This is a genomic window from Acinetobacter sp. BHS4, assembly GCF_018454425.1.
GTDB lineage: Bacteria > Pseudomonadota > Gammaproteobacteria > Pseudomonadales > Moraxellaceae > Acinetobacter > Acinetobacter pittii.
On sequence record NZ_CP075323.1, the window covers coordinates 517,175 to 537,303 of the forward strand.

Genomic DNA, 20,129 nt, shown 5'->3' on the forward strand with positions numbered 1-20,129 from the left:
TTCTTCATAGATGTATCTGAGGGTCTGTAGCTCAGTTGGTTAGAGCACACGCTTGATAAGCGTGGGGTCACAAGTTCAAGTCTTGTCAGACCCACCATGACTTTGATTGGTTGAAGTTATAGATAAAGGATACATGACTGATGATGTAAGCTGGGGACTTAGCTTAGTTGGTAGAGCGCCTGCTTTGCACGCAGGAGGTCAGGAGTTCGACTCTCCTAGTCTCCACCAGAACTTAAGAGAAGTTCGGATTACAGAAATTAGTAAATAGAGATTTAGATCTTGGTTTATTAACTTCTGTGATTTAAGTATCACGGTATTAAGCATGACCTGACGAAGGCATGTTTATTCATTAACAGATTGGCAAAATTGAGTCTGAAATAAATTGTTCACTCAAGAGTTTAGATTAAGCAATTAATCTAGATGAATTGAGAACTAGCAAATTAACTGAATCAAGCGTTTTGGTATATGAATTTAGATTGAAGCTGTACAGTGTTTAAATACACAGTACTCTAAACTGAAATGTTGAAGTTACTAACTTGTAGGTAACATCGACTGTTTGGGGTTGTATAGTCAAGTAATTAAGTGCATGTGGTGGATGCCTTGGCAGTCAGAGGCGATGAAAGACGTGATAGCCTGCGAAAAGCTCCGGGGAGGCGGCAAATATCCTTTGATCCGGAGATTTCTGAATGGGGGAACCCACCTACTTTAAGGTAGGTATTGCAACATGAATACATAGTGTTGCAAGGCGAACGAGGGGAAGTGAAACATCTCAGTACCCTTAGGAAAAGAAATCAATTGAGATTCCCTCAGTAGCGGCGAGCGAACGGGGATCAGCCCATTAAGTTATGTGTGTTTTAGTGGAACGCTCTGGGAAGTGCGAACGTAGAGGGTGATATTCCCGTACACGAAAGGGCACACATAATGATGACGAGTAGGGCGAGGCACGTGAAACCTTGTCTGAATATGGGGGGACCATCCTCCAAGGCTAAATACTCCTGACTGACCGATAGTGAACCAGTACCGTGAGGGAAAGGCGAAAAGAACCCCTGTGAGGGGAGTGAAATAGATCCTGAAACCGCATGCATACAAGCAGTGGGAGCACCTTCGTGGTGTGACTGCGTACCTTTTGTATAATGGGTCAGCGACTTATATTCAGTAGCGAGGTTAACCGTATAGGGGAGCCGTAGAGAAATCGAGTCTTAATAGGGCGTTTAGTTGCTGGGTATAGACCCGAAACCAGGCGATCTATCCATGAGCAGGTTGAAGGTTGGGTAACACTAACTGGAGGACCGAACCCACTGTCGTTGAAAAGCCAGGGGATGACTTGTGGATAGGGGTGAAAGGCTAATCAAGCCTGGTGATAGCTGGTTCTCCCCGAAAGCTATTTAGGTAGCGCCTCGGACGAATACCATAGGGGGTAGAGCACTGTTTCGGCTAGGGGGTCATCCCGACTTACCAAACCGATGCAAACTCCGAATACCTATGAGTACTATCCGGGAGACAGACTGCGGGTGCTAACGTCCGTAGTCAAGAGGAAAACAATCCAGACCGCCAGCTAAGGCCCCAAAATCATAGTTAAGTGGGAAACGATGTGGGAAGGCATAGACAGCTAGGAGGTTGGCTTAGAAGCAGCCACCCTTTAAAGAAAGCGTAATAGCTCACTAGTCGAGTCGGCCTGCGCGGAAGATGTAACGGGGCTAAAACTATGTGCCGAAGCTGCGGATTTGACATTAGTCAAGTGGTAGGGGAGCGTTCTGTAAGCCGATGAAGGTGTATTGAGAAGTATGCTGGAGGTATCAGAAGTGCGAATGCTGACGTGAGTAACGACAAAACGGGTGAAAAACCCGTTCGCCGAAAGACCAAGGGTTCCAGTCCAACGTTAATCGGGGCTGGGTGAGTCGACCCCTAAGGCGAGGCCGAAAGGCGTAGTCGATGGGAAATTGGTTAATATTCCAATACTTCTGTGTAATGCGATGAGAGGACGGAGAAGGTTAAGTCAGCCTGGCGTTGGTTGTCCAGGTGGAAGGATGTAGGTATGTATCTTAGGCAAATCCGGGGTACTCTATACTGAGATCCGATAGCAAGCTGTACTTGTACAGTGAAGTGGCTGATACCATGCTTCCAGGAAAAGTCTCTAAGCTTCAGTTACACAGGAATCGTACCCGAAACCGACACAGGTGGTCAGGTCGAGTAGACCAAGGCGCTTGAGAGAACTCTGCTGAAGGAACTAGGCAAAATGGTACCGTAACTTCGGGAGAAGGTACGCTGTTGTTGGTGATGGAACTTGCTTCCTGAGCTGACGACAGCCGCAGAAACCAGGCCGCTGCAACTGTTTATTAAAAACATAGCACTCTGCAAACACGAAAGTGGACGTATAGGGTGTGATGCCTGCCCGGTGCTGGAAGGTTAATTGATGGGGTTAGCGTAAGCGAAGCTCTTGATCGAAGCCCCAGTAAACGGCGGCCGTAACTATAACGGTCCTAAGGTAGCGAAATTCCTTGTCGGGTAAGTTCCGACCTGCACGAATGGCATAATGATGGCGGCGCTGTCTCCAGCAGAGGCTCAGTGAAATCGAAATCGCTGTGAAGATGCAGTGTACCCGCGGCTAGACGGAAAGACCCCGTGAACCTTTACTGCAGCTTGACACTGAACTTTGACCTTACTTGTGTAGGATAGGTGGGAGGCTTTGAAGTTGGAACGCTAGTTCCAATGGAGCCGTCCTTGAAATACCACCCTGGTAATGTTGAGGTTCTAACTCTGTCCCGTTATCCGGGACGAGGACCGTGTCTGGTGGGTAGTTTGACTGGGGCGGTCTCCTCCTAAAGAGTAACGGAGGAGTACGAAGGTGCGCTCAGCGTGGTCGGAAATCACGCGTAGAGTATAAAGGCAAAAGCGCGCTTAACTGCGAGACCCACAAGTCGAGCAGGTACGAAAGTAGGTCTTAGTGATCCGGTGGTTCTGTATGGAAGGGCCATCGCTCAACGGATAAAAGGTACTCTGGGGATAACAGGCTGATACCGCCCAAGAGTTCATATCGACGGCGGTGTTTGGCACCTCGATGTCGGCTCATCTCATCCTGGGGCTGAAGCAGGTCCCAAGGGTATGGCTGTTCGCCATTTAAAGAGGTACGCGAGCTGGGTTTAGAACGTCGTGAGACAGTTCGGTCCCTATCTACCGTGGGCGCTGGAAATTTGAGAGGATCTGCTCCTAGTACGAGAGGACCAGAGTGGACGAACCTCTGGTGTACCGGTTGTGACGCCAGTCGCATCGCCGGGTAGCTATGTTCGGAAGGGATAACCGCTGAAAGCATCTAAGCGGGAAGCCTACCTCAAGATAAGATTTCCCTAGGAATTTATTCCTCTAAAGAGCCGTTCGAGACTAGGACGTTGATAGGTTGGATGTGGAAGCATAGTGATATGTGAAGCTGACCAATACTAATTGCTCGTGAGGCTTGACTATACAACACCCAAGCAGTTGTATATGAAGCATCAATCGATTCATAAACATGCAAAGCAACTTGATTTAGTTATACTACTAGCTAAAATGAACAACGAAAAATCAGACCAATCAGCCCATCTGTAAAGATTTGGAAAACGCAACGTATCACACAGTGAATAAAACGAAGCAAGTATCCATACCAGTTGTGCTGGCGACCATAGCAAGAGTGAACCACCTGATCCCTTCCCGAACTCAGAAGTGAAACCTCTTAGCGCTGATGGTAGTGTGGGGTTACCCATGTGAGAGTAAGTCATCGCCAGCTCATTATTCTAAACACCCCCGTTCGCAAGAGTGGGGGTGTTTTTTTATTAGGGGAATTTGTATCCTCAATCTTTAAACATTAAAACTTATTCAAATTATAAAGAAATAAAGCTACTCTAAAATTATTTACCTAATTAGAAATTTAATATGCAATGGATCGTAATTAAAACTTTCTCATTTCCTTATGAGGCACAAATTGCAAAGACTCAACTAGAAGCATTTGGAATTCCTGTTTATATTGAAAATGAGCATACAATTAATATGGATTGGTTTTATTCTAATGCTTTAGGTGGGGTTCGTTTATTAGTTCCAGAAAACTATGTTGATGAAGCGAAGTCATTTCTTGAAAAAGACTTTAGTGATGAGCTTGAACAAAAGTTTGGGGAGAGTAAAGAATGTTGCCCTGAGTGTGGAAGCTCGGATATAAAAGTTAATAATAAAGGAAAAAAATCTGCCTTTTTAGCGTTTATGTTTTTGGGCCTACCTTTATTTTCTTTTAGAAATGGTAATAGATGTAAGCGTTGTGGACACTTTTGGAATTAAATATATAGTAAACGATTATTGATTATCTTAATTATAGAACCTAATGTAGAGGTATTGGATTTAGTTCTATCTCTGTAATTAATGTACTAGGCGGAGAAGCCATTGATATTAAATAAAATAAATTATTTTGATGGCCGTTCAATTTAATAAATATAAGGACTTATTTAATGGTAGATAAAAAACAGCTAACTCAAAAGCAAATAGAGTTACTCCTTGAATTATTAAAGAATAGATTTGAAAAAAATACACATCGTCATACAGAAATAGATTGGTCGGATGTGCAAAATAAACTAATTAAGGTTCCTGATAAACTTTGGTCATTGCTGGAAATGGAAAATACAGGAGGGGAGCCTGATGTTATTGCTTATGATCAGCAGAAAGACGAATATTTATTTGTAGATTGCTCTCTTGAGACACCTAAAGGTCGTAGAAGCCTTTGCTATGATCGTGAGGCTCTAGAATCTAGAAAAGATCATCCTCCTAAAAATAGCGCAATAGATGTAGCTAAGGAAATGGGAGTTGAACTTTTAACAGAAGAGCAATATTACCAACTACAAGAAATTGAAGAGTTTGATCTTAAAACATCAAGTTGGCTCAAAACCCCAAATGAGATTCGTAAACTAGATGGAGCACTTTTTGCTGATCGTCGATATGGTCGTGTCTTTATTTATCATAATGGAGCGCAGTCTTATTATGCTGCCCGTGGTTTCCGTTGTTGCTTAAGAGTATAGGCATTGCATTGTATTTGAATAAAAAGAAGAGGCTTTGATGTTTTATGCCAAGAAAATGGAGATTCTTGCAACTTTTGATTGATGGCAAACATGACAAGATATGTTCTGGAATTAAATAAAAACATCAGGACATCTGTAGAAATGCAACCAAACCCAATTTACTATAATGAACAACATATTGCTTTTGCTGATAATGTTCGTCGATTTGTACAAAAAGAAATAGCTCCTTTCGTTAATGAATGGGATGAGGCTGAGACATTCCCAAGAGAGCTATATAAGAAGGCTGCTGAAATTGGTCTATTAGGTTTAGGTTTTTCTGAGGAATATGGCGGTATTCCTGATGCAGATCCATTTTATTCATTACTGGCTGGTGTAGAAATGGCAAAAGCTGGTTCGGGTGGAGTACATATTTCACTAATGGTACATACAATTGGAGCACCACCGATTCAGCATTTTGGAAGTGAAGAACTAAAGTCAAAAGTTTTACCAAGGATTATTTCTGGAGAAAAGATTTCAGCATTGGCGATTACAGAACCAGGTGGTGGTTCTGATGTGGCCGCATTACAAACTAGAGCTGTTCGTGATGGTGACTATTATGTTGTCTCGGGTGAGAAAACATTTATCACATCTGGAATTCGTGCTGATTACTATACTGTTGCCGTGCGTACAGACCCAACTAAAACAGGCGCAGAAGGCATTTCAATGTTGCTCATTGATGCTCACAGTGAAGGAATTACTAAAACACCTTTAAAGAAAATGGGATGGTGGGCTTCTGATACGGCGCATTTACATTTTGATCAAGTGCGAGTACCTGCAGCAAATCTTCTTGGTAAGGAAAATGCTGGTTTTAAAGTCATTATGAATAATTTTAATATGGAGCGTTTTTTTTTGGGTGTAGTGGCGTATGGCTATGCTTTAGTCTGTTATGAAGAAGCTTTAGATTGGGCACAGCAACGAAAAACTTTTGGTAAGCGATTAATAGATCATCAAGTGGTTCGTCATAAATTGGTAGATATGGCAACGCAATTAACCTCAACACGGGCATTACTTGAAGAAACTGCATGGAAAATGACTCAGCCAAAACTACAAGGGCCTGAGTTAGTCGCTCAAATCTCGATGCTGAAAAATGTTGCGACTCGCACTATGCAATTTTGTGCTGATGTAGCTGTGCAAACATTAGGTGGTATGGGGTTTATGCGAGGTACTAAGTCTGAACGTATTTACCGTGAAGTAAAGGTCAATATGATTGGCGGTGGTGCTGAAGAAATTATGAAAGATTTGATTAGTAAGCAGCTTGGTTATTGATTCTGCAAAGGTGGTCATTGAGCCACCTTTTTTATTTCAAAGCCATCTCCCAGACCATTTCAGTTAACTCATCAATTTTGACTTTACCTTCAGATTTATACCAAGTGACAGTCCATGAAATCGCACCACCAACTAATCTTCGCCAAATAAAGGCATCATGTTTTATCTTGCCTTGAGTGCGTAACTTTTCAATGACATCTAACCAGATTTGTTCATATTCATTACGCATTTCTAAAAGATAATCTTGTTTTTCTTTTGACAGCGCAAACCACTCATAAACTAAAACAGCCATGGCTGCACCAGTATCTCCAGTAATTGAAATGAGTTCTGCTTTAATAAGGGCGCGTAATTGGTGTTCTGGATCGGTAGATTGAGCTGCTGCCTCTTCTAAACGAGCAAGATTGTAAATGATAGTTTGCTCCATCACGTGAGCGAGGATGTCATCTTTACTCTTGAAGTGATGAAATAAGCTACCTGATTGAATTCCAATAAATTGAGCAAGTTCGCGGACAGTGGTTTTATCATAACCTTGTTTGTGAAATAGATAGGCAGCTCCCTGTAATAAACGACCACGAGGGCTATCGTCAAAGCAAGAAATATGTGGAATCTGTTCAATTGAAGTCGCAATCATACGAAAGCTGGATCCTTTATATAAAAATATTTACGGAAAAAATTTTGCTAAATCTCACCATGTTTTAGGCTAGTTGTCGAGTTTGGCAGTTTTAGTCAATTTCACAATAACATTTTGCTCTTTACAAACCAAGCGCTTGCTTGGTAATGTTGAGTGTAATTTTTAAACAAAATAATGAGAAATAAGATGGCAAGTAATCAACAGGATGATGAGCGTGTCGTAAAAATAGGGTGTGCCTCAGGTTTTTGGGGAGATACCAATACTGCTGCTTTTCAATTGGTACATCTAACCGATATTAATTATTTGGTTTTTGATTACTTGTCAGAAATCACCATGTCGATTATGGCCAAAGCGAAAATGGTAGAGCCGAAACATGGCTATGCTTTAGATTTTGTCAGTCGTGTCATGGCGCCTCTACTTAAAAAAATTGCAGAGAAAAAGATTAAGGTGATTAGTAATGCTGGTGGTGTTAATCCACTGGCGTGTCGTGATGCCTTGCAAAAAATAATTAAAGAATATGGTCTAGACCTGAAAGTTGCCGTGGTGTTAGGTGATGATCTTTTGCCAAAACATGAGCAGCTAAAATCACAGAATATTCAGGAAATGTTTAGTGGGGAAGCTTTGCCAGAACAGGTGGCGAGTAGTAATGCCTATTTAGGTGCGGTTGCTATTCGTGACGCCTTAGACTTAGGCGCAGATATTGTGATTACTGGCCGTGTAGTTGACTCTGCTGTGGTGCTTGCCCCTTTACTTCATGAATATCAATGGTCGCTCGATGATTATGAAAAATTGGCGCAAGGTTCGTTGGCAGGTCATGTGATTGAATGTGGTGCCCAATGTACGGGTGGTAACTTTACCGATTGGCGCTTAGTTCAGGGTTTCGACAACATGGGCTTTCCAGTGGTTGAAGTGAGTGAAGATGGTTCATTTGTTGTAACTAAGCCTCAAGGTACAGGTGGTCTGGTTTCTACTGCTACAGTTGCAGAGCAAATTGTTTATGAAATAGGCAATCCTCAAGCATATTTACTACCCGATGTAATTGCTGATTTTAATCAGGTGCATTTAGAACAAGTTGGGGAGCACCGAGTTCGTGTGACAGGGGCAAAAGGACAAGCACCGACTGCCCAGTATAAAGTCAGTGCGACCTATCCAGATGGATATCGGGTTTTAGTGAGTTTTTTAATTGCAGGACGTGAGGCACCACAAAAAGCACAAGTCATTGCCGATGCGATTTTGGCTAAGTGCGAACGTGTTTTAGCAATGCGCTCAGTGCCGTCATTTAGTGAAAAGTCTGTTGAAATTTTAGGTATTGAAAGTACCTACGGCAAACATGCCCAAACATTAAATAGTCGTGAAGTTGTGGTCAAAATAGCTGTAAAACACATGTTTAAAGAAGCATGTATATTCTTTGCATCTGAAATTGCACAAGCTTCAACAGGTATGGCTCCAGCCTTGGCAGGAATTGTTGGAGGCCGACCCAAAGCATCTCCAGTGATTAAATTATTTTCATTTTTAATCGATAAAGATCAGGTCAATGTCGAAATTGATTTTGAAGGCAAACGTTATCTAGTTGAGGTTCCACAAAGAATTTCTACAGAGCAATTGCCTACTTTAAAGGCAGGTGAAAATGCAATTTATCAAGGAGATGAAATTGAAGTTCCTTTGATTGAAATTGCGCATGCCCGTAGTGGTGATAAAGGCAATCATAGCAACATCGGTGTGATTGCACGTAAAGCAGAATATTTGCCATGGATTCGTGCAGCACTGACTGAAGAGACTGTTGCAAGCTATATGCAACATGTCTTAGATGCTGAGAAAGGGCGAGTAATCCGTTATGAGTTGCCGGGTTTGAATGCACTAAATTTTATGTTGGAAAATGCCTTGGGTGGTGGTGGTGTTGCAAGCCTACGCATAGATCCGCAAGGGAAGGCCTTTGCGCAACAATTATTGGATATGCCTGTAAAAGTTCCGGCACATCTTTTAGAAAAATAAAATAAATGGATGGGACAAAGATGAGTTATCAATCAATATTTAGACCAGATGCTTTCGCCAATAAAGTCATTATTGTGACAGGTGGTGGCTCTGGAATAGGACGTTGTACGGCACATGAGCTTGCAGCCCTCGGCGCTCAAGTAGTGATTACAGGACGAAAAATTGAAAAATTAGAGAAAGTAAGCCAAGAAATTATAGAAGATGGGGGCTTAGTTCATTTCATTGTTTGTGATAACCGTGAAGAAGAACAAGTGAAAAATATGATTGCCGAAGTGATTGAGAAATTCGGCAAACTAGATGGCTTGGTAAATAATGCTGGCGGCCAGTTCCCCTCAGCTTTAGAGAATATTTCAGCGAATGGTTTCGATGCAGTCGTGCGTAATAATTTACACGCAACTTTCTATCTAATGCGTGAAGCTTATAACCAATGGATGGCTAAACATGGTGGCAGTATTGTAAATATGACTGCTGATATGTGGGGCGGTATGCCGGGAATGGGACATTCTGGTGCTGCGCGTTCAGGGGTTGATAACTTAACTAAAACAGCATCGGTTGAGTGGGGCAAATCTGGCGTTCGTGTAAATGCGGTTGCACCGGGGTGGATTGTGTCATCCGGTATGGATAATTATAGCGGTGATTTTGCCAAAGTAATTATTCCAAGCCTTGCTGGAAATGTTCCGTTAAAACGTATGGGAACTGAATCAGAAGTTTCATCGGCGATTTGTTATTTACTGTCAGATGCTGCGGCTTTTGTGTCAGGTGTAACTTTGCGTATTGATGGCGCTGCATCGCAAGGAACACGAATGTATCCATTAGCTGATGCGACAAATAGTCAGTCTTATAATGGTTTCCATCGCGCGTTTATTCCTGAAATTTTTCAGAAAAAGACTGAGGCTGAGGAGGAGTAACAGTGACTATTCTCCAATCCGAAATTGCTGTTGGTAGTGAACAGTATCAAAAGAATAAAGAGGCATTGCTTACTCAACTGAGTGAAGTCCGTGCAATTCAGCAAAAAAGCATTGATAAATCGTATGCTGCTAAACCGAAATTCGATAAAAAGGGCAGGATTCTGCCGCATGAGCGTGTACGATTGTTACTCGATGCTGATTCACCTTTTGTTGAGCTGTGTGGCTTGGTCGGCTACAACATGCATGATGATAAAGATGGTTCAGAAGCTGGAGGCGGGGTAATTGCTGGCCTTGGTTTTGTCAGTGGTGTGCGTTGTCTGGTCTCAGCAAGTAATAGTGCAATTAAAGGTGGGACCATGTCACCCATGGGTGTACAGAAAACCTTGCGCTTGCAAAAAATTGCTTTGGAACAAAAACTCCCGCTGATTACGCTGACCGAAAGTGGAGGTGCCAACTTAAATTATGCTGCTGAAGTATTTACTTATGGTGGTATGACATTTGCCAATCAGGCACGTCTTTCTGCGGCAGGTATTCCACAGCTTGCAGTGGTGCATGGTAATGCAACGGCAGGCGGTGCTTATCAGCCCGGTCTTTCAGATTATGTAATTGCTGTACGTAAGCAAACCGAGATGCTTCTTGCAGGTCCCCCTTTACTCTTGGCTGCCACTGGTGAAGTAGCAACAGCTGAAGAGTTGGGCGGGGCAGAAATGCATGCGCAGGTCGCTGGAACAGCAGAATATTTGGCTGAAAATGATGCTGATGGTATTCGACTTGCACGTGAAATTTTTGAACATCTGAACTGGAAAGAGCAAATCAAACCAGTTGATGTAACTTATAAAGAACCTCGTTACGATACCGAGGAATTATTGGGTGTGATTCCAAGTGATCCTAAACAACCATTTGATATGAAAGAAGTGGTTGCCCGCATTATTGACGATTCAGATTTTCTAGAATTTAAACAGGAATATGATGATTTAACGGTGTGTGGCTGGGCGAAGATTGGCGGATTACACATCGGTATTATTACCAATAATGGTCCGATTACACCTCAAGGGGCGGCGAAGGCAGCTCAATTTATACACCTGTGTGAACAGACCAAGCGTCCATTATTGTTCTTGCATAACACAACAGGTTTTATGGTGGGAACCGATGCCGAGCAAAATGGCATTATTAAGCATGGCTCAAAACTGATTCAAGCGGTTGCCAATTGTTCTGTACCTAAAATTTCAATTGTTGTGGCAGGCTCATATGGTGCAGGTAACTACGCAATGTGTGGTCGGAGTTTATCGCCAGACTTTATTTTTGCATGGCCAAATTCGCATGTTGCTGTAATGGGTGCTGCACAAGCTGGAAAGGTGCTACGCATTGTGGCTGAAGGAAAGCAAAAAGCTTCTGGTCAGGAGCCTAATCCGCAAATGCTCGATTTTCTTGAGCAAAGTACGACTATGAAATTAGAACAGCAATCCACCGCGCTTTTCAATACGGCCATGCTACATGACGATGGCATTATTGACCCGCGAGATACCCGAAAATTATTAATTTTCCTTTTACAGACCATTTATGAAGCACAGCAACGAGAGCTAAATCCAACTCGTTTTGGTGTGTCCCGTTTTTAATCAACCTTTACCGCAATTAAAAAAATTAATAGGAATAACACAATGAAATTTACTAATGAACATGAAGCATTGCGCCGTACAGCTCGTCAATTTGTTCAAAATGAGCTGAATCCACATATTCCAGAATGGGAGGCCGCGGGACGTTTCCCAATCCATGAAGTATTTAAGAAGATGGGGGATCTTGGTTTATTAGGAATCTGCAAGCCAGAAGAAAATGGCGGTTTAGCGTTAGATTATTCGTATAACCTCGTGGTTGCAGAAGAAATTGGCTATGCGGCTTGTGGCGGGGTGCCTTTAGCTATTGGTGTACAAACCGATATGGCAACACCTGCTTTGGCACGTTTTGGTGGTAAAGAATTACGTGATGAGTTTTTAACACCAGCGATTGCAGGGGAATATGTTGCATCCATTGCAGTATCAGAAGTACATGCTGGTTCGGATGTTGCTGCTATTAAAACAACTGCAAAAAAAGATGGCGATGACTATGTCATTAACGGCAGCAAAATGTGGATTACCAACTCATTGCAGGCCGACTTCTTTTGTCTTTTAGCCAACACGTCTGATGATAAACCTCACGTTAATAAGTCAATGATTATTGTGCCAGCAAAAACTAAAGGGATTAGTTTTTCAGAGCCACTTAATAAATTAGGGATGCGTTCAACAACCACAGCACAAGTTTATTTAGACAATGTACGTGTACCGCAGCGTAACTTGGTGGGTGTTGAAGGTATGGGTTTTATGATGCAAATGATGCAATTTCAGGAAGAGCGCTTATGGGCATGTGCTAATGCGATTGGCGGCTTGCAGCATTGTATTCAGCAAACAATTAATTACACCAAAGAGCGTACTACTTTTGGTCAACCCCTCATTAATAACCAATATATCCATTTCCGCTTTGCTGAACTTATGACCGAAGTGGAAGCACTCAAAGCATTAACTTATCAAGCATGCGAACAGCATATTGCGGGCGAGGATGTCACGATGTTGGCGTCTATGGCAAAGCTCAAAGCTGGACGTTTAACTCGTGAAGTTGCTGATAGTTGTCTGCAATACTGGGGCGGCAATGGCTTCATGTGGGATAACCCTGCGTCGCAGCTGTATCGTGATGGCCGCCTAGGGTCTATTGGGGGCGGGGCAGATGAGATTATGTTGGGAATTATCTGTAAGTTGATGGATATTCTGCCTAAAAAGCACAAATAAATATAAGGAATACACCATGACACTTTCAGCATCTCTACAAGTTTTAGATATAGATGACAGTATTCAATTGGAACAGGACGGCGGTATTTTATACCTTTGGTTAAATCGACCAGAGAGTCGCAATGCCATGAACCTGAATATGGTCAATGCAATTCAGCAAGTTTTTGCTGCCATTCGCGATGACCTTTCGATTCGTGCGGTGATCATCCGTGGTGAAGGCGGTACTTTTTGTGCAGGTGGTGACATTAAAGATATGGCTACTTTACGAATTGAAGCGACTACTGCCGGCAGTCTACAACCTTATACTGACTTTAACCGCCGTTTTGGTGCCATGCTTGAGCAAGTTGAAGCTGCACCACAGACTGTTGTGGTCATTTTAGAGGGTGCGGTGTTAGGTGGGGGATTTGGTCTGGCATGTGTTTCCGATGTTGCCATTAGTCGTGACAATACCCAGTTTGGTTTACCTGAAACAGGTCTAGGTGTAATTCCTGCGCAAATTGCTCCTTTTGTGGTGAAACGTATTGGCCTGACTCAGGCACGCCGACTTGCTTTACTCGGCATGCGTTTTGAAGGACATACAGCACTGAGTGTCGGTGTGGTTCATCAAATTGCACATAATGAAATTGAACTTGAACAAGCTTTACAGGAAACCATTCAACACATTAAACGTGCCGCACCCGAGGCTTCCCGCGTGACTAAAGCACTGTTACATCGAACGCTCAATGAGCCTTTGAGTGATTTGTTAGATGATGCTGCACAGCAGTTTGCACAAGCAGTTGGTGGTACTGAGGGACAAGAAGGTACGATGGCTTTTATCCAGAAACGGTTGCCGAATTGGGCCGATGAATCATAAGCGATAGGGATAAAAATAATGAAATTTTCAAAAGTACTGATTGCCAATCGTGGTGAAATTGCAGTTCGAGTCATGCAAACTGCTAAGGCAATGGGCTATCAAACTGTCGCAGTTTATTCCAATGCAGACCGTCATGCTCGCCATGTGCAAGAGGCCGATGAAGCTGTCTATATTGGTGCTTCAAAAGTATCTGAGTCATATCTTTCAATTACCAAGATAATAGATGCATGCAAAAAGACAGGTGCTGATGCAGTTCATCCGGGTTATGGTTTTTTGTCAGAAAATACTGATTTTGCTCAAGCATGTATCGACAACCAGATTACGTTTATTGGGCCTACCGCTTCTGCAATTGAGTTAATGGGCAGTAAACGCCTTTCAAAAATCGCCATGATTGAGGTGGGCGTTCCTTGTGTGCCGGGGTATGAAGGTGACCGACAAGACCTTGAATATTTAGCAACTCAAGCTGAGCAGATTGGCTTTCCAATTATGGTCAAAGCTTCGGCGGGTGGTGGTGGTCGTGGCATGCGTTTGGTACAGCAAGCATCCGAGTTGTTTGAGGCATTACAAACCGCACGTTCAGAAGCTGAAAATGCTTTTGGTTCGGGGGAGTTGATTTTAGAAAAAGCAGTCATTGCTCCACGCCATGTCGAAATTCAGGTTTTTGGTGATACACATGGTAATTATGTGTATTTGTTTGAGCGCGATTGTTCAATCCAGCGCCGTCATCAGAAGGTTGTTGAAGAAGCTCCATGTCCGGTCATGACGCCTGAACTTCGTCAGAAAATGGGTGAGGCAGCCGTAGCAGCGGCAAAAGCATGTGCTTACGTCGGAGCTGGTACAGTTGAATTTTTGCTAGATGCATCGGGTGCATTTTACTTTTTGGAAATGAATACCCGCTTACAGGTAGAACATCCTGTGACTGAACTTATTACTGGATTAGACTTGGTTGAATGGCAGTTGCGTGTTGCCAATGGTGAACAGTTACCTTTAAAACAGCAAGAGTTGACCTTACATGGACATGCCATCGAAGTGCGCTTGTATGCAGAAGACCCGCGCCAAGATTTCTTACCACAAACAGGTCAAGTCTTACGTTGGAAGCCCGCAACTTTGCCAAATGTACGGATTGATCATGGGATGTTGGCAACTGATGAGGTTAGTCCATTTTACGATCCGATGGTGGCGAAGGTGATTGCATATGGGAAAACCCGTGAGGATGCGATTCGCTTATTGGCGCGTGCCGTCGATGACTGTGTTTTGCTGGGTGTAAATAGCAATAAGCAGTTCTTGGTCAATTTACTGCGTCATCCGGTTGTTGTGGCCGGTGATACCAATACCGCATTTATTCAGCAGCATTTTCAAGATGATAGTAGTCTACATAAGCAGGTTTTATCTTTAGAAAGCTTAGCCATTGCTGCAGCATTATTTAGTCAAAGTAAAGGAACTGTGGCATGGCAAACAGGTCTTGGCATGCCGTTACCTTTGAAGTTGAAATGTAATGAACAGCAAATTCAATTGCAACTTTCATCTGTAAATAATACGTTTACAGTAGAGCTCTGTGATCAATCAGTTTGTATTGAAGTGCTTGAGAGAACGCCAGAGCAATTAGTTTATTTAATTGATGGTGTACGTCGCCGTGTGCAATATGTATTAAATGATGATCAGCTTTATTTAGATCGAGATAATGGCAATGTCGCAATTCGCAACGTAACTTATGCCACCCCAGAGATAGCTGATGTCGCTGGTGATGGCAAAATTCGTGCGCCAATGGATGGTGCGATAGTGAATATATTGGTTAATAAAGGTGACCAAGTCGTGAAAGGTCAGACTTTATTAGTTCTTGAAGCTATGAAAATCCAACAGCAGATTAAATCGGATGTGGATGGTGTAGTTGATGATGTTTTAGGTCAGCAAGGGCAGCAAGTAAAAAAACGGCAAATGTTATTTACTATTCAAATCTAGTAAAAAATACCGCTCTATATGAGCGGTATTTTATTTTAAATGAGGAGTTCTGAGTTATTCTCCATCGGCCTCTGCAATTAACTGACTTGCTTTTTTTAGACTATATAATAGTTGTCCTAAAAGAACCTCTTTATTGCTTAGCGTAACCATAACCATCGGGTGATGAACAGCAGGAATAGCGGTCAGAATAGCTTTGCCATTATCTGCATCTAAAGTAATGTTGTTACAACCAGTGAGTTGAATCTCTTTTAAAAATGCAGTGACCATTGCCAAAATTGAGCTACTTACGGCTGCTAACTTAGTAGTGTTATGGTGGTTCTTATGGCTCACTGTTGCTAATTCAAAACCATCAGAAGAGCAAATCATGACAAAATCTACACCACGCGTATTCATCAAAATATTATGAGCTTCGGCTTTTGCAAGTTGTAGTAACTGTGTTGGAGCGGTTCGTTTTTGAGTTGGGATACTAAGCATGATCATTCCCTTGAGATGTTGAGCCTACCTTGACTTCAATTGATGCAATTAATGATTCAACCATCATTAAAATTTGTTCTTGATCACGTGCATCAATAAAAAAAAGAGGGTATGGTAGTGCATTTGCCTTTATCCAATGACGATATTGTTGAAGTGATGACTCTTTATTTTCGTCAACATGAGTAATACCAATCGCAATATTATCGTTATAATTTTTAAAAGTTTCTAAGTAGCTTTCTAGCTCGGCAATTGGATTAGAGCTATTATGATCTAATAATAAAATAACACCGATTGCACCTTCACAAATGACCGACCATATAAAATCAAAACGGCTTTGTCCTGGGGTTCCATAGAGTCCGATTTTAATTCCATCATCTAAAGTAATTTCGCCATAATCAATGCCTACAGTAGTCTGGGTTTTCTTATGGCTTTGAACATCTGTATTAAATGCTTCTGTTTCTAGAATTGGAATTTCAGATAGCGATTTAATCGCTTCAGTTTTTCCTGCCCCCATACTACCTGCAAAGATAATTTTATATTGCTGTATAATCATAACTTACCTTAAAGACCAAATCGCCGTCTAATTTTCCTTATAAAATTTTTAAAAAAATGATTCTCTGTATTTGAATTTTTTAAGTACGAATTTGGTGTGTAAGTGCATTTATTTGCAGAAACAAATTTTCCATTATTTGCCATTAAGCAAGCTGTAACGAAACGTAAGACATCATCAATTGATAAGTTAAGCTGGTTAGCCACATCAGTAATTTTTGCTCCCTGTATAAAGCATGCAGAGAGTTGTAGGCTCACTTTTCTATATTCTTTTTGATAGGGTTGTGGCCAATGATCAATTTTAAAATAGCTATCCTTCGAGGCTAGATTTTCAAAATTGTTTGAATTCCAAATCAGATTCCATAACCAGTCCTGTAAATAATAATCTTTTTTACGCGAAACCTTAGTGAAGTCTGAAGTATTAGCAAAAGTAAAATCAAAGCTTTGATTGGTTTGCGTATGTTGGCGTGATGGCTCTAACCAAGCAATTTGAGTTCTATTATCAATAATGGCTAGAGTACCTTTATCATCAAAAATATGTAGCCTGGCATTTTCTGGACTGTGTAAATTCCTTATAAACTTATCATCAATCAACAGTAGCTCATTTGATAAATCTGAAACTACAGTAGTATTTTTTTTGTTCAAATACGGTAATAAGTTTATTTCTATCCAGTTAAGTACAGACTCTACTTTTTCTAATGGCAGATGCAGGGTGTGTTCATCAACTTGATATCCATTTTTTGAGGGAGTTTTACTAATTTTTAAATAAGGAAATTTTTTCTTTTGAAGAATGTTTTGAATATTATCTGAATCAAAAAAGTTTTCGTTAATGATTAGTAAATCAATATGATTGCTAGAAATATTAACCCAGTTAATGCCATATTGATTAGATATTAAATCACGGATTAAGATTTTTAATTCATCTGAAACTTTTAAGCTTAAACCAGAAACCGCAATATTTATGCAATGACTATCCATAGTATCATTTTAAGTTTTATTAAATAATATAGTGATTTTCTATGCTCTTTATAATTATTATAAAGAGCATAAATTAAATCAATTAGCTAAAGTCTAACTCTTTTTCAAATGACTTTAACTCATGGCGAGCCATTGCTAAATTTGACTTACTACGGTCAAGGACTAAGTAAAGGAATAAATTGTTATTACTTTCCAAAGGACGAATTAAGTGGTAAGCCTTACCTAATGTAATTAGAATGTCTTCAATATTATCATTTAATTTCAAAGCATTAGAGATATTTCGCTTTGCTCGAATGACTTCGGTGTTTCCAGCTGCTGCTAGTTCTAAATCAATTTCCCCACCGCCTTGAGTTGCAAGTGATAATCCACTTTCAGAATCAACAAGTGCAGATGCAATAAAACCATCAATTTCCGTTAAGCTATCTAAAGAAAGTTTAGCCATTTTTTATCTCTCAGGATTCTAAAATTATATTTACTACTTTTTATTTAAAAGTAGTTAAAAATCATTATATTTCTGCTCAATTTGAAGTCAATCAAGAAGGAGAAGATTGAAATTGTTGTTTAAGGAAATAAGTGACCAAAAATGTCATATTACAAAAAATATTACAAGATTATTTATGCATTATACTTTTAATACTGTGCTCGTGTTTACATTATATATTTTTTATTTTAAATTTAATAATTGTAATAGAATGTTAAAATAATATTTGTTAATAAATTATGTTTATTTAAATAGAAAAAAGAGGAACTATCAGTTCCTCTTTTTAAATATTTATAATGAAATTAAACGAGCTGTGTATAAATACAGTAGAGATAACCTAAAATTGCTAAAGCAACTATAGGGGCAACAATCTTTGACCATGTAGGTACAGAAATTTCGGCTGCTTGTTCTTCAATATGCACGTCATCATGATGAGGTTGGGCTTGGTGAACCATTTGATTGAACTCCTTCATTGTAGTATCCAATGATAGCTCTTCTTGTTCCACAGGTTTAGAACCAATTAATTCATTTAGGTGGTTTGTTGACCAAACCCAATCTTCAGCTTGACCTGATAAGTGTTCAATCTGACCTAAAATTAATTCTTTTAAGCCATTATGTCCAAAACCACCTGTTTCATCGAGCTGATTAAGTTCTGCTAACTGCAAAGTTAAAATTTCAGAAATACTCTGTTCTAGTTCTGAATTTTTTAAAGTCGACTGATTATGTTTAGAAGTCGTTAAATGACGAGCAACTTCTTGAATATAAAGTGGATCTGAGGTTTTGATTTCTTGATAAATCTTATTATCATTCTGACGCCATAAACTAATCAGTTTTCCAAGCGTAAGAATATTCACCTCATCAATCAGTTTATTTTTTTCATTAACTGGATATTGATTTAAAAGCTGAGGCTTTTGAATTTTTATCTGCTCAGCAAAGTATTGGACTAAATCAAATGCCATGCTTTCTTCCTCTAAATTTAATCTAAAATTCTTAACGATGGTTTTTTCTTAGTCGATGTTGTTTCAGTTGCTTCTTGTACTTCTGACTCTACTGTATTTTCTACAGGTGTTACATTGGCATATTCTTCAGGATCAAAGAATAAACCTTGTCCATTCTCACGTGCGTAAATCCCTAGAATAGCTTGAATAGGGACATAAATGTCTTTTGATGCTCCACCAAAGCGAGCTGAAAATGTAATAGCTTCATTGGTAATAAGCAATTGATGAACTGCATGGGGCACAATATTTAGAACAATTTGCCCATCTTTAACAAATTGTTGCGGAACGTCGGTATACGGTTGTGTCGCATCAACTAATAGATAAGGAGTAAGCTGGTTATCACAAATCCATTCATAGATTGCACGAGCAAGATAAGGACGTGTAGGGGTTAAATCAATAGTTTGCTCAGACATATCACGCTATTCCATATTTAATAGTTCATTGTAACGGTTTTTCTCTTGAGGCGTCATTGATTTAGCAAAAGAAGGCCGTTCAAAGATACGTTTACAGTACAAAAATATAGGTCGACAGTGCTGTTTTGGTAAATCAATTCCCATGCTATTTAATCTTAAAAAGATAGGGGCAAGCATGCAGTCTAAGATTGTAAAATTCTCAGACATGAAATACGGAAAATGCTGAAATAGGGGAGTAAGTGAAATTAATGTTTCACGTAGTTCTTTTTGAGCTTTTTGCTTTTGTTCGACATTTAGTGAGTCAGCATGTTTTAACATGTGATCTGCTAACTTAAACCAGTCGTTTTCAAGTCTCCAGATATACTGACGCTGTTCCGCACGCATCATAGGTGCATCAGCATAAAGCTTACTTTGACGATAACGATCATCTAAATATTCAGCGATGATAGGCGCTGAAAATAATTTAAGATTTTGTTCGACCAACATCGGTAATTGGTTGTAAGGATTTAAGCTGGCTAAATCTTCGTCTTCATGGTCAGTTATGATTAATTGATATTTGATTTGTTTTTCTGCTAATAAGAAACGAATCCAATGAGAACGGAAATCATCAGCATGACTGTAAAGGGTAATCCCCTGAATAGAGGTGTTTTCGACCGACATATCACAAGACGACGTGGTTGAGTGAATCGATTAGGATACTAAAAATGCCGTAGGAAATCACGGTTCTAAAGAGATAGTT

At 40.5% G+C, this 20,129-nt stretch carries 17 protein-coding genes, 2 tRNA genes and 2 rRNA genes; 13 read left to right on the forward strand and 8 right to left on the reverse strand.

Annotated features, from left to right (window positions below; translation table 11 throughout):
- Nucleotides 1-20 precede the first annotated feature (20 nt).
- From KIP84_RS02535 to KIP84_RS02565, 7 genes are all read left to right on the forward strand, one after another.
- Nucleotides 21-97: transfer RNA gene (locus KIP84_RS02535), tRNA-Ile, on the forward strand.
- Nucleotides 98-152: 55 nt separating this feature from the next.
- Nucleotides 153-228 (forward strand) — tRNA-Ala (locus KIP84_RS02540).
- Nucleotides 229-568: 340 nt separating this feature from the next.
- Nucleotides 569-3,459: ribosomal RNA gene (locus KIP84_RS02545) — 23S ribosomal RNA — on the forward strand.
- 186 nt (nt 3,460-3,645) lie between these two features.
- Nucleotides 3,646-3,760 (forward strand): 5S ribosomal RNA (rrf, locus tag KIP84_RS02550).
- A 146-nt stretch (nt 3,761-3,906) separates the two neighbouring features.
- A complete protein-coding gene (locus KIP84_RS02555; protein WP_213689264.1) occupies nt 3,907-4,302 on the forward strand; it encodes a DUF2007 domain-containing protein in 396 nt (131 codons plus the stop codon).
- 167 nt (nt 4,303-4,469) lie between these two features.
- Nucleotides 4,470-5,033 (forward strand): DUF4256 domain-containing protein, encoded by a 564-nt coding sequence (locus tag KIP84_RS02560; RefSeq protein WP_057068173.1) that lies wholly within the window; start codon nt 4,470-4,472, stop codon nt 5,031-5,033.
- 141 nt (nt 5,034-5,174) lie between these two features.
- Complete coding sequence (locus KIP84_RS02565) at nt 5,175-6,338, forward strand: acyl-CoA dehydrogenase family protein (protein ID WP_130122076.1); 1,164 nt, start codon at nt 5,175-5,177, stop codon at nt 6,336-6,338.
- 31 nt (nt 6,339-6,369) lie between these two features.
- On the opposite strand, the gene KIP84_RS02570 is transcribed toward KIP84_RS02565, so the two are convergent.
- The gene (locus KIP84_RS02570) at nt 6,370-6,969 is read right to left on the reverse strand and encodes a TetR/AcrR family transcriptional regulator (RefSeq protein WP_069122268.1); all 600 of its coding nucleotides are present in this window, start codon (nt 6,967-6,969) and stop codon (nt 6,370-6,372) included.
- Nucleotides 6,970-7,155: 186 nt separating this feature from the next.
- On the opposite strand from KIP84_RS02570, the gene KIP84_RS02575 reads away from it, so the two are divergent.
- From KIP84_RS02575 to KIP84_RS02600, 6 genes are read left to right on the forward strand one after another with little or no spacing between them, the layout of a single operon-like run.
- On the forward strand, nt 7,156-8,961 hold the full coding sequence (locus KIP84_RS02575; protein ID WP_213689265.1) for an acyclic terpene utilization AtuA family protein: 1,806 nt from the start codon (nt 7,156-7,158) through the stop codon (nt 8,959-8,961).
- A gap of 20 nt (nt 8,962-8,981) precedes the next feature.
- Nucleotides 8,982-9,869, forward strand: a complete 888-nt coding sequence (locus KIP84_RS02580; RefSeq protein WP_032006036.1) for an SDR family oxidoreductase — start codon at nt 8,982-8,984, stop codon at nt 9,867-9,869.
- A gap of 2 nt (nt 9,870-9,871) precedes the next feature.
- A complete protein-coding gene (locus KIP84_RS02585) occupies nt 9,872-11,485 on the forward strand; it encodes an acyl-CoA carboxylase subunit beta (RefSeq protein WP_213689266.1) in 1,614 nt (537 codons plus the stop codon).
- Nucleotides 11,486-11,527: 42 nt separating this feature from the next.
- Complete coding sequence (locus KIP84_RS02590) at nt 11,528-12,685, forward strand: acyl-CoA dehydrogenase family protein (protein ID WP_213689267.1); 1,158 nt, start codon at nt 11,528-11,530, stop codon at nt 12,683-12,685.
- Between the two features lie 16 nt (nt 12,686-12,701).
- Entirely contained in the window at nt 12,702-13,538 is an 837-nt protein-coding gene (locus tag KIP84_RS02595; RefSeq protein ID WP_213689268.1) for an enoyl-CoA hydratase-related protein, read from the forward strand.
- A gap of 18 nt (nt 13,539-13,556) precedes the next feature.
- The gene (locus KIP84_RS02600; protein WP_213689269.1) at nt 13,557-15,497 is read left to right on the forward strand and encodes an acetyl/propionyl/methylcrotonyl-CoA carboxylase subunit alpha; all 1,941 of its coding nucleotides are present in this window, start codon (nt 13,557-13,559) and stop codon (nt 15,495-15,497) included.
- A 54-nt stretch (nt 15,498-15,551) separates the two neighbouring features.
- Here KIP84_RS02600 and KIP84_RS02605 read toward each other — a convergent pair whose 3' ends face one another.
- From KIP84_RS02605 to KIP84_RS02635, 7 genes are all read right to left on the reverse strand, one after another.
- On the reverse strand, nt 15,552-15,971 hold the full coding sequence (locus KIP84_RS02605; RefSeq protein ID WP_213689270.1) for a roadblock/LC7 domain-containing protein: 420 nt from the start codon (nt 15,969-15,971) through the stop codon (nt 15,552-15,554).
- Nucleotides 15,964-16,524: an ATP/GTP-binding protein gene (locus KIP84_RS02610; protein ID WP_213689271.1), complete on the reverse strand. Its 561-nt coding sequence runs from the start codon at nt 16,522-16,524 to the stop codon at nt 15,964-15,966. The genes KIP84_RS02605 and KIP84_RS02610 overlap by 8 nt, the downstream gene beginning before the upstream one ends.
- Nucleotides 16,525-16,532: 8 nt before the next feature.
- Complete coding sequence (locus KIP84_RS02615; RefSeq protein WP_213689272.1) at nt 16,533-17,498, reverse strand: hypothetical protein; 966 nt, start codon at nt 17,496-17,498, stop codon at nt 16,533-16,535.
- 82 nt (nt 17,499-17,580) lie between these two features.
- Nucleotides 17,581-17,940, reverse strand: a complete 360-nt coding sequence (locus KIP84_RS02620; protein WP_213689273.1) for a roadblock/LC7 domain-containing protein — start codon at nt 17,938-17,940, stop codon at nt 17,581-17,583.
- A 341-nt stretch (nt 17,941-18,281) separates the two neighbouring features.
- Nucleotides 18,282-18,938, reverse strand: coding sequence for a hypothetical protein (locus KIP84_RS02625; protein ID WP_213689274.1), 657 nt, complete (start codon nt 18,936-18,938; stop codon nt 18,282-18,284).
- 17 nt (nt 18,939-18,955) lie between these two features.
- Nucleotides 18,956-19,390 (reverse strand): ClpXP protease specificity-enhancing factor, encoded by a 435-nt coding sequence (locus tag KIP84_RS02630; protein ID WP_213689275.1) that lies wholly within the window; start codon nt 19,388-19,390, stop codon nt 18,956-18,958.
- Between the two features lie 6 nt (nt 19,391-19,396).
- On the reverse strand, nt 19,397-20,050 hold the full coding sequence (locus tag KIP84_RS02635; RefSeq protein ID WP_005065247.1) for a glutathione S-transferase N-terminal domain-containing protein: 654 nt from the start codon (nt 20,048-20,050) through the stop codon (nt 19,397-19,399).
- Between the last annotated feature and the right edge of the window lie 79 nt (nt 20,051-20,129).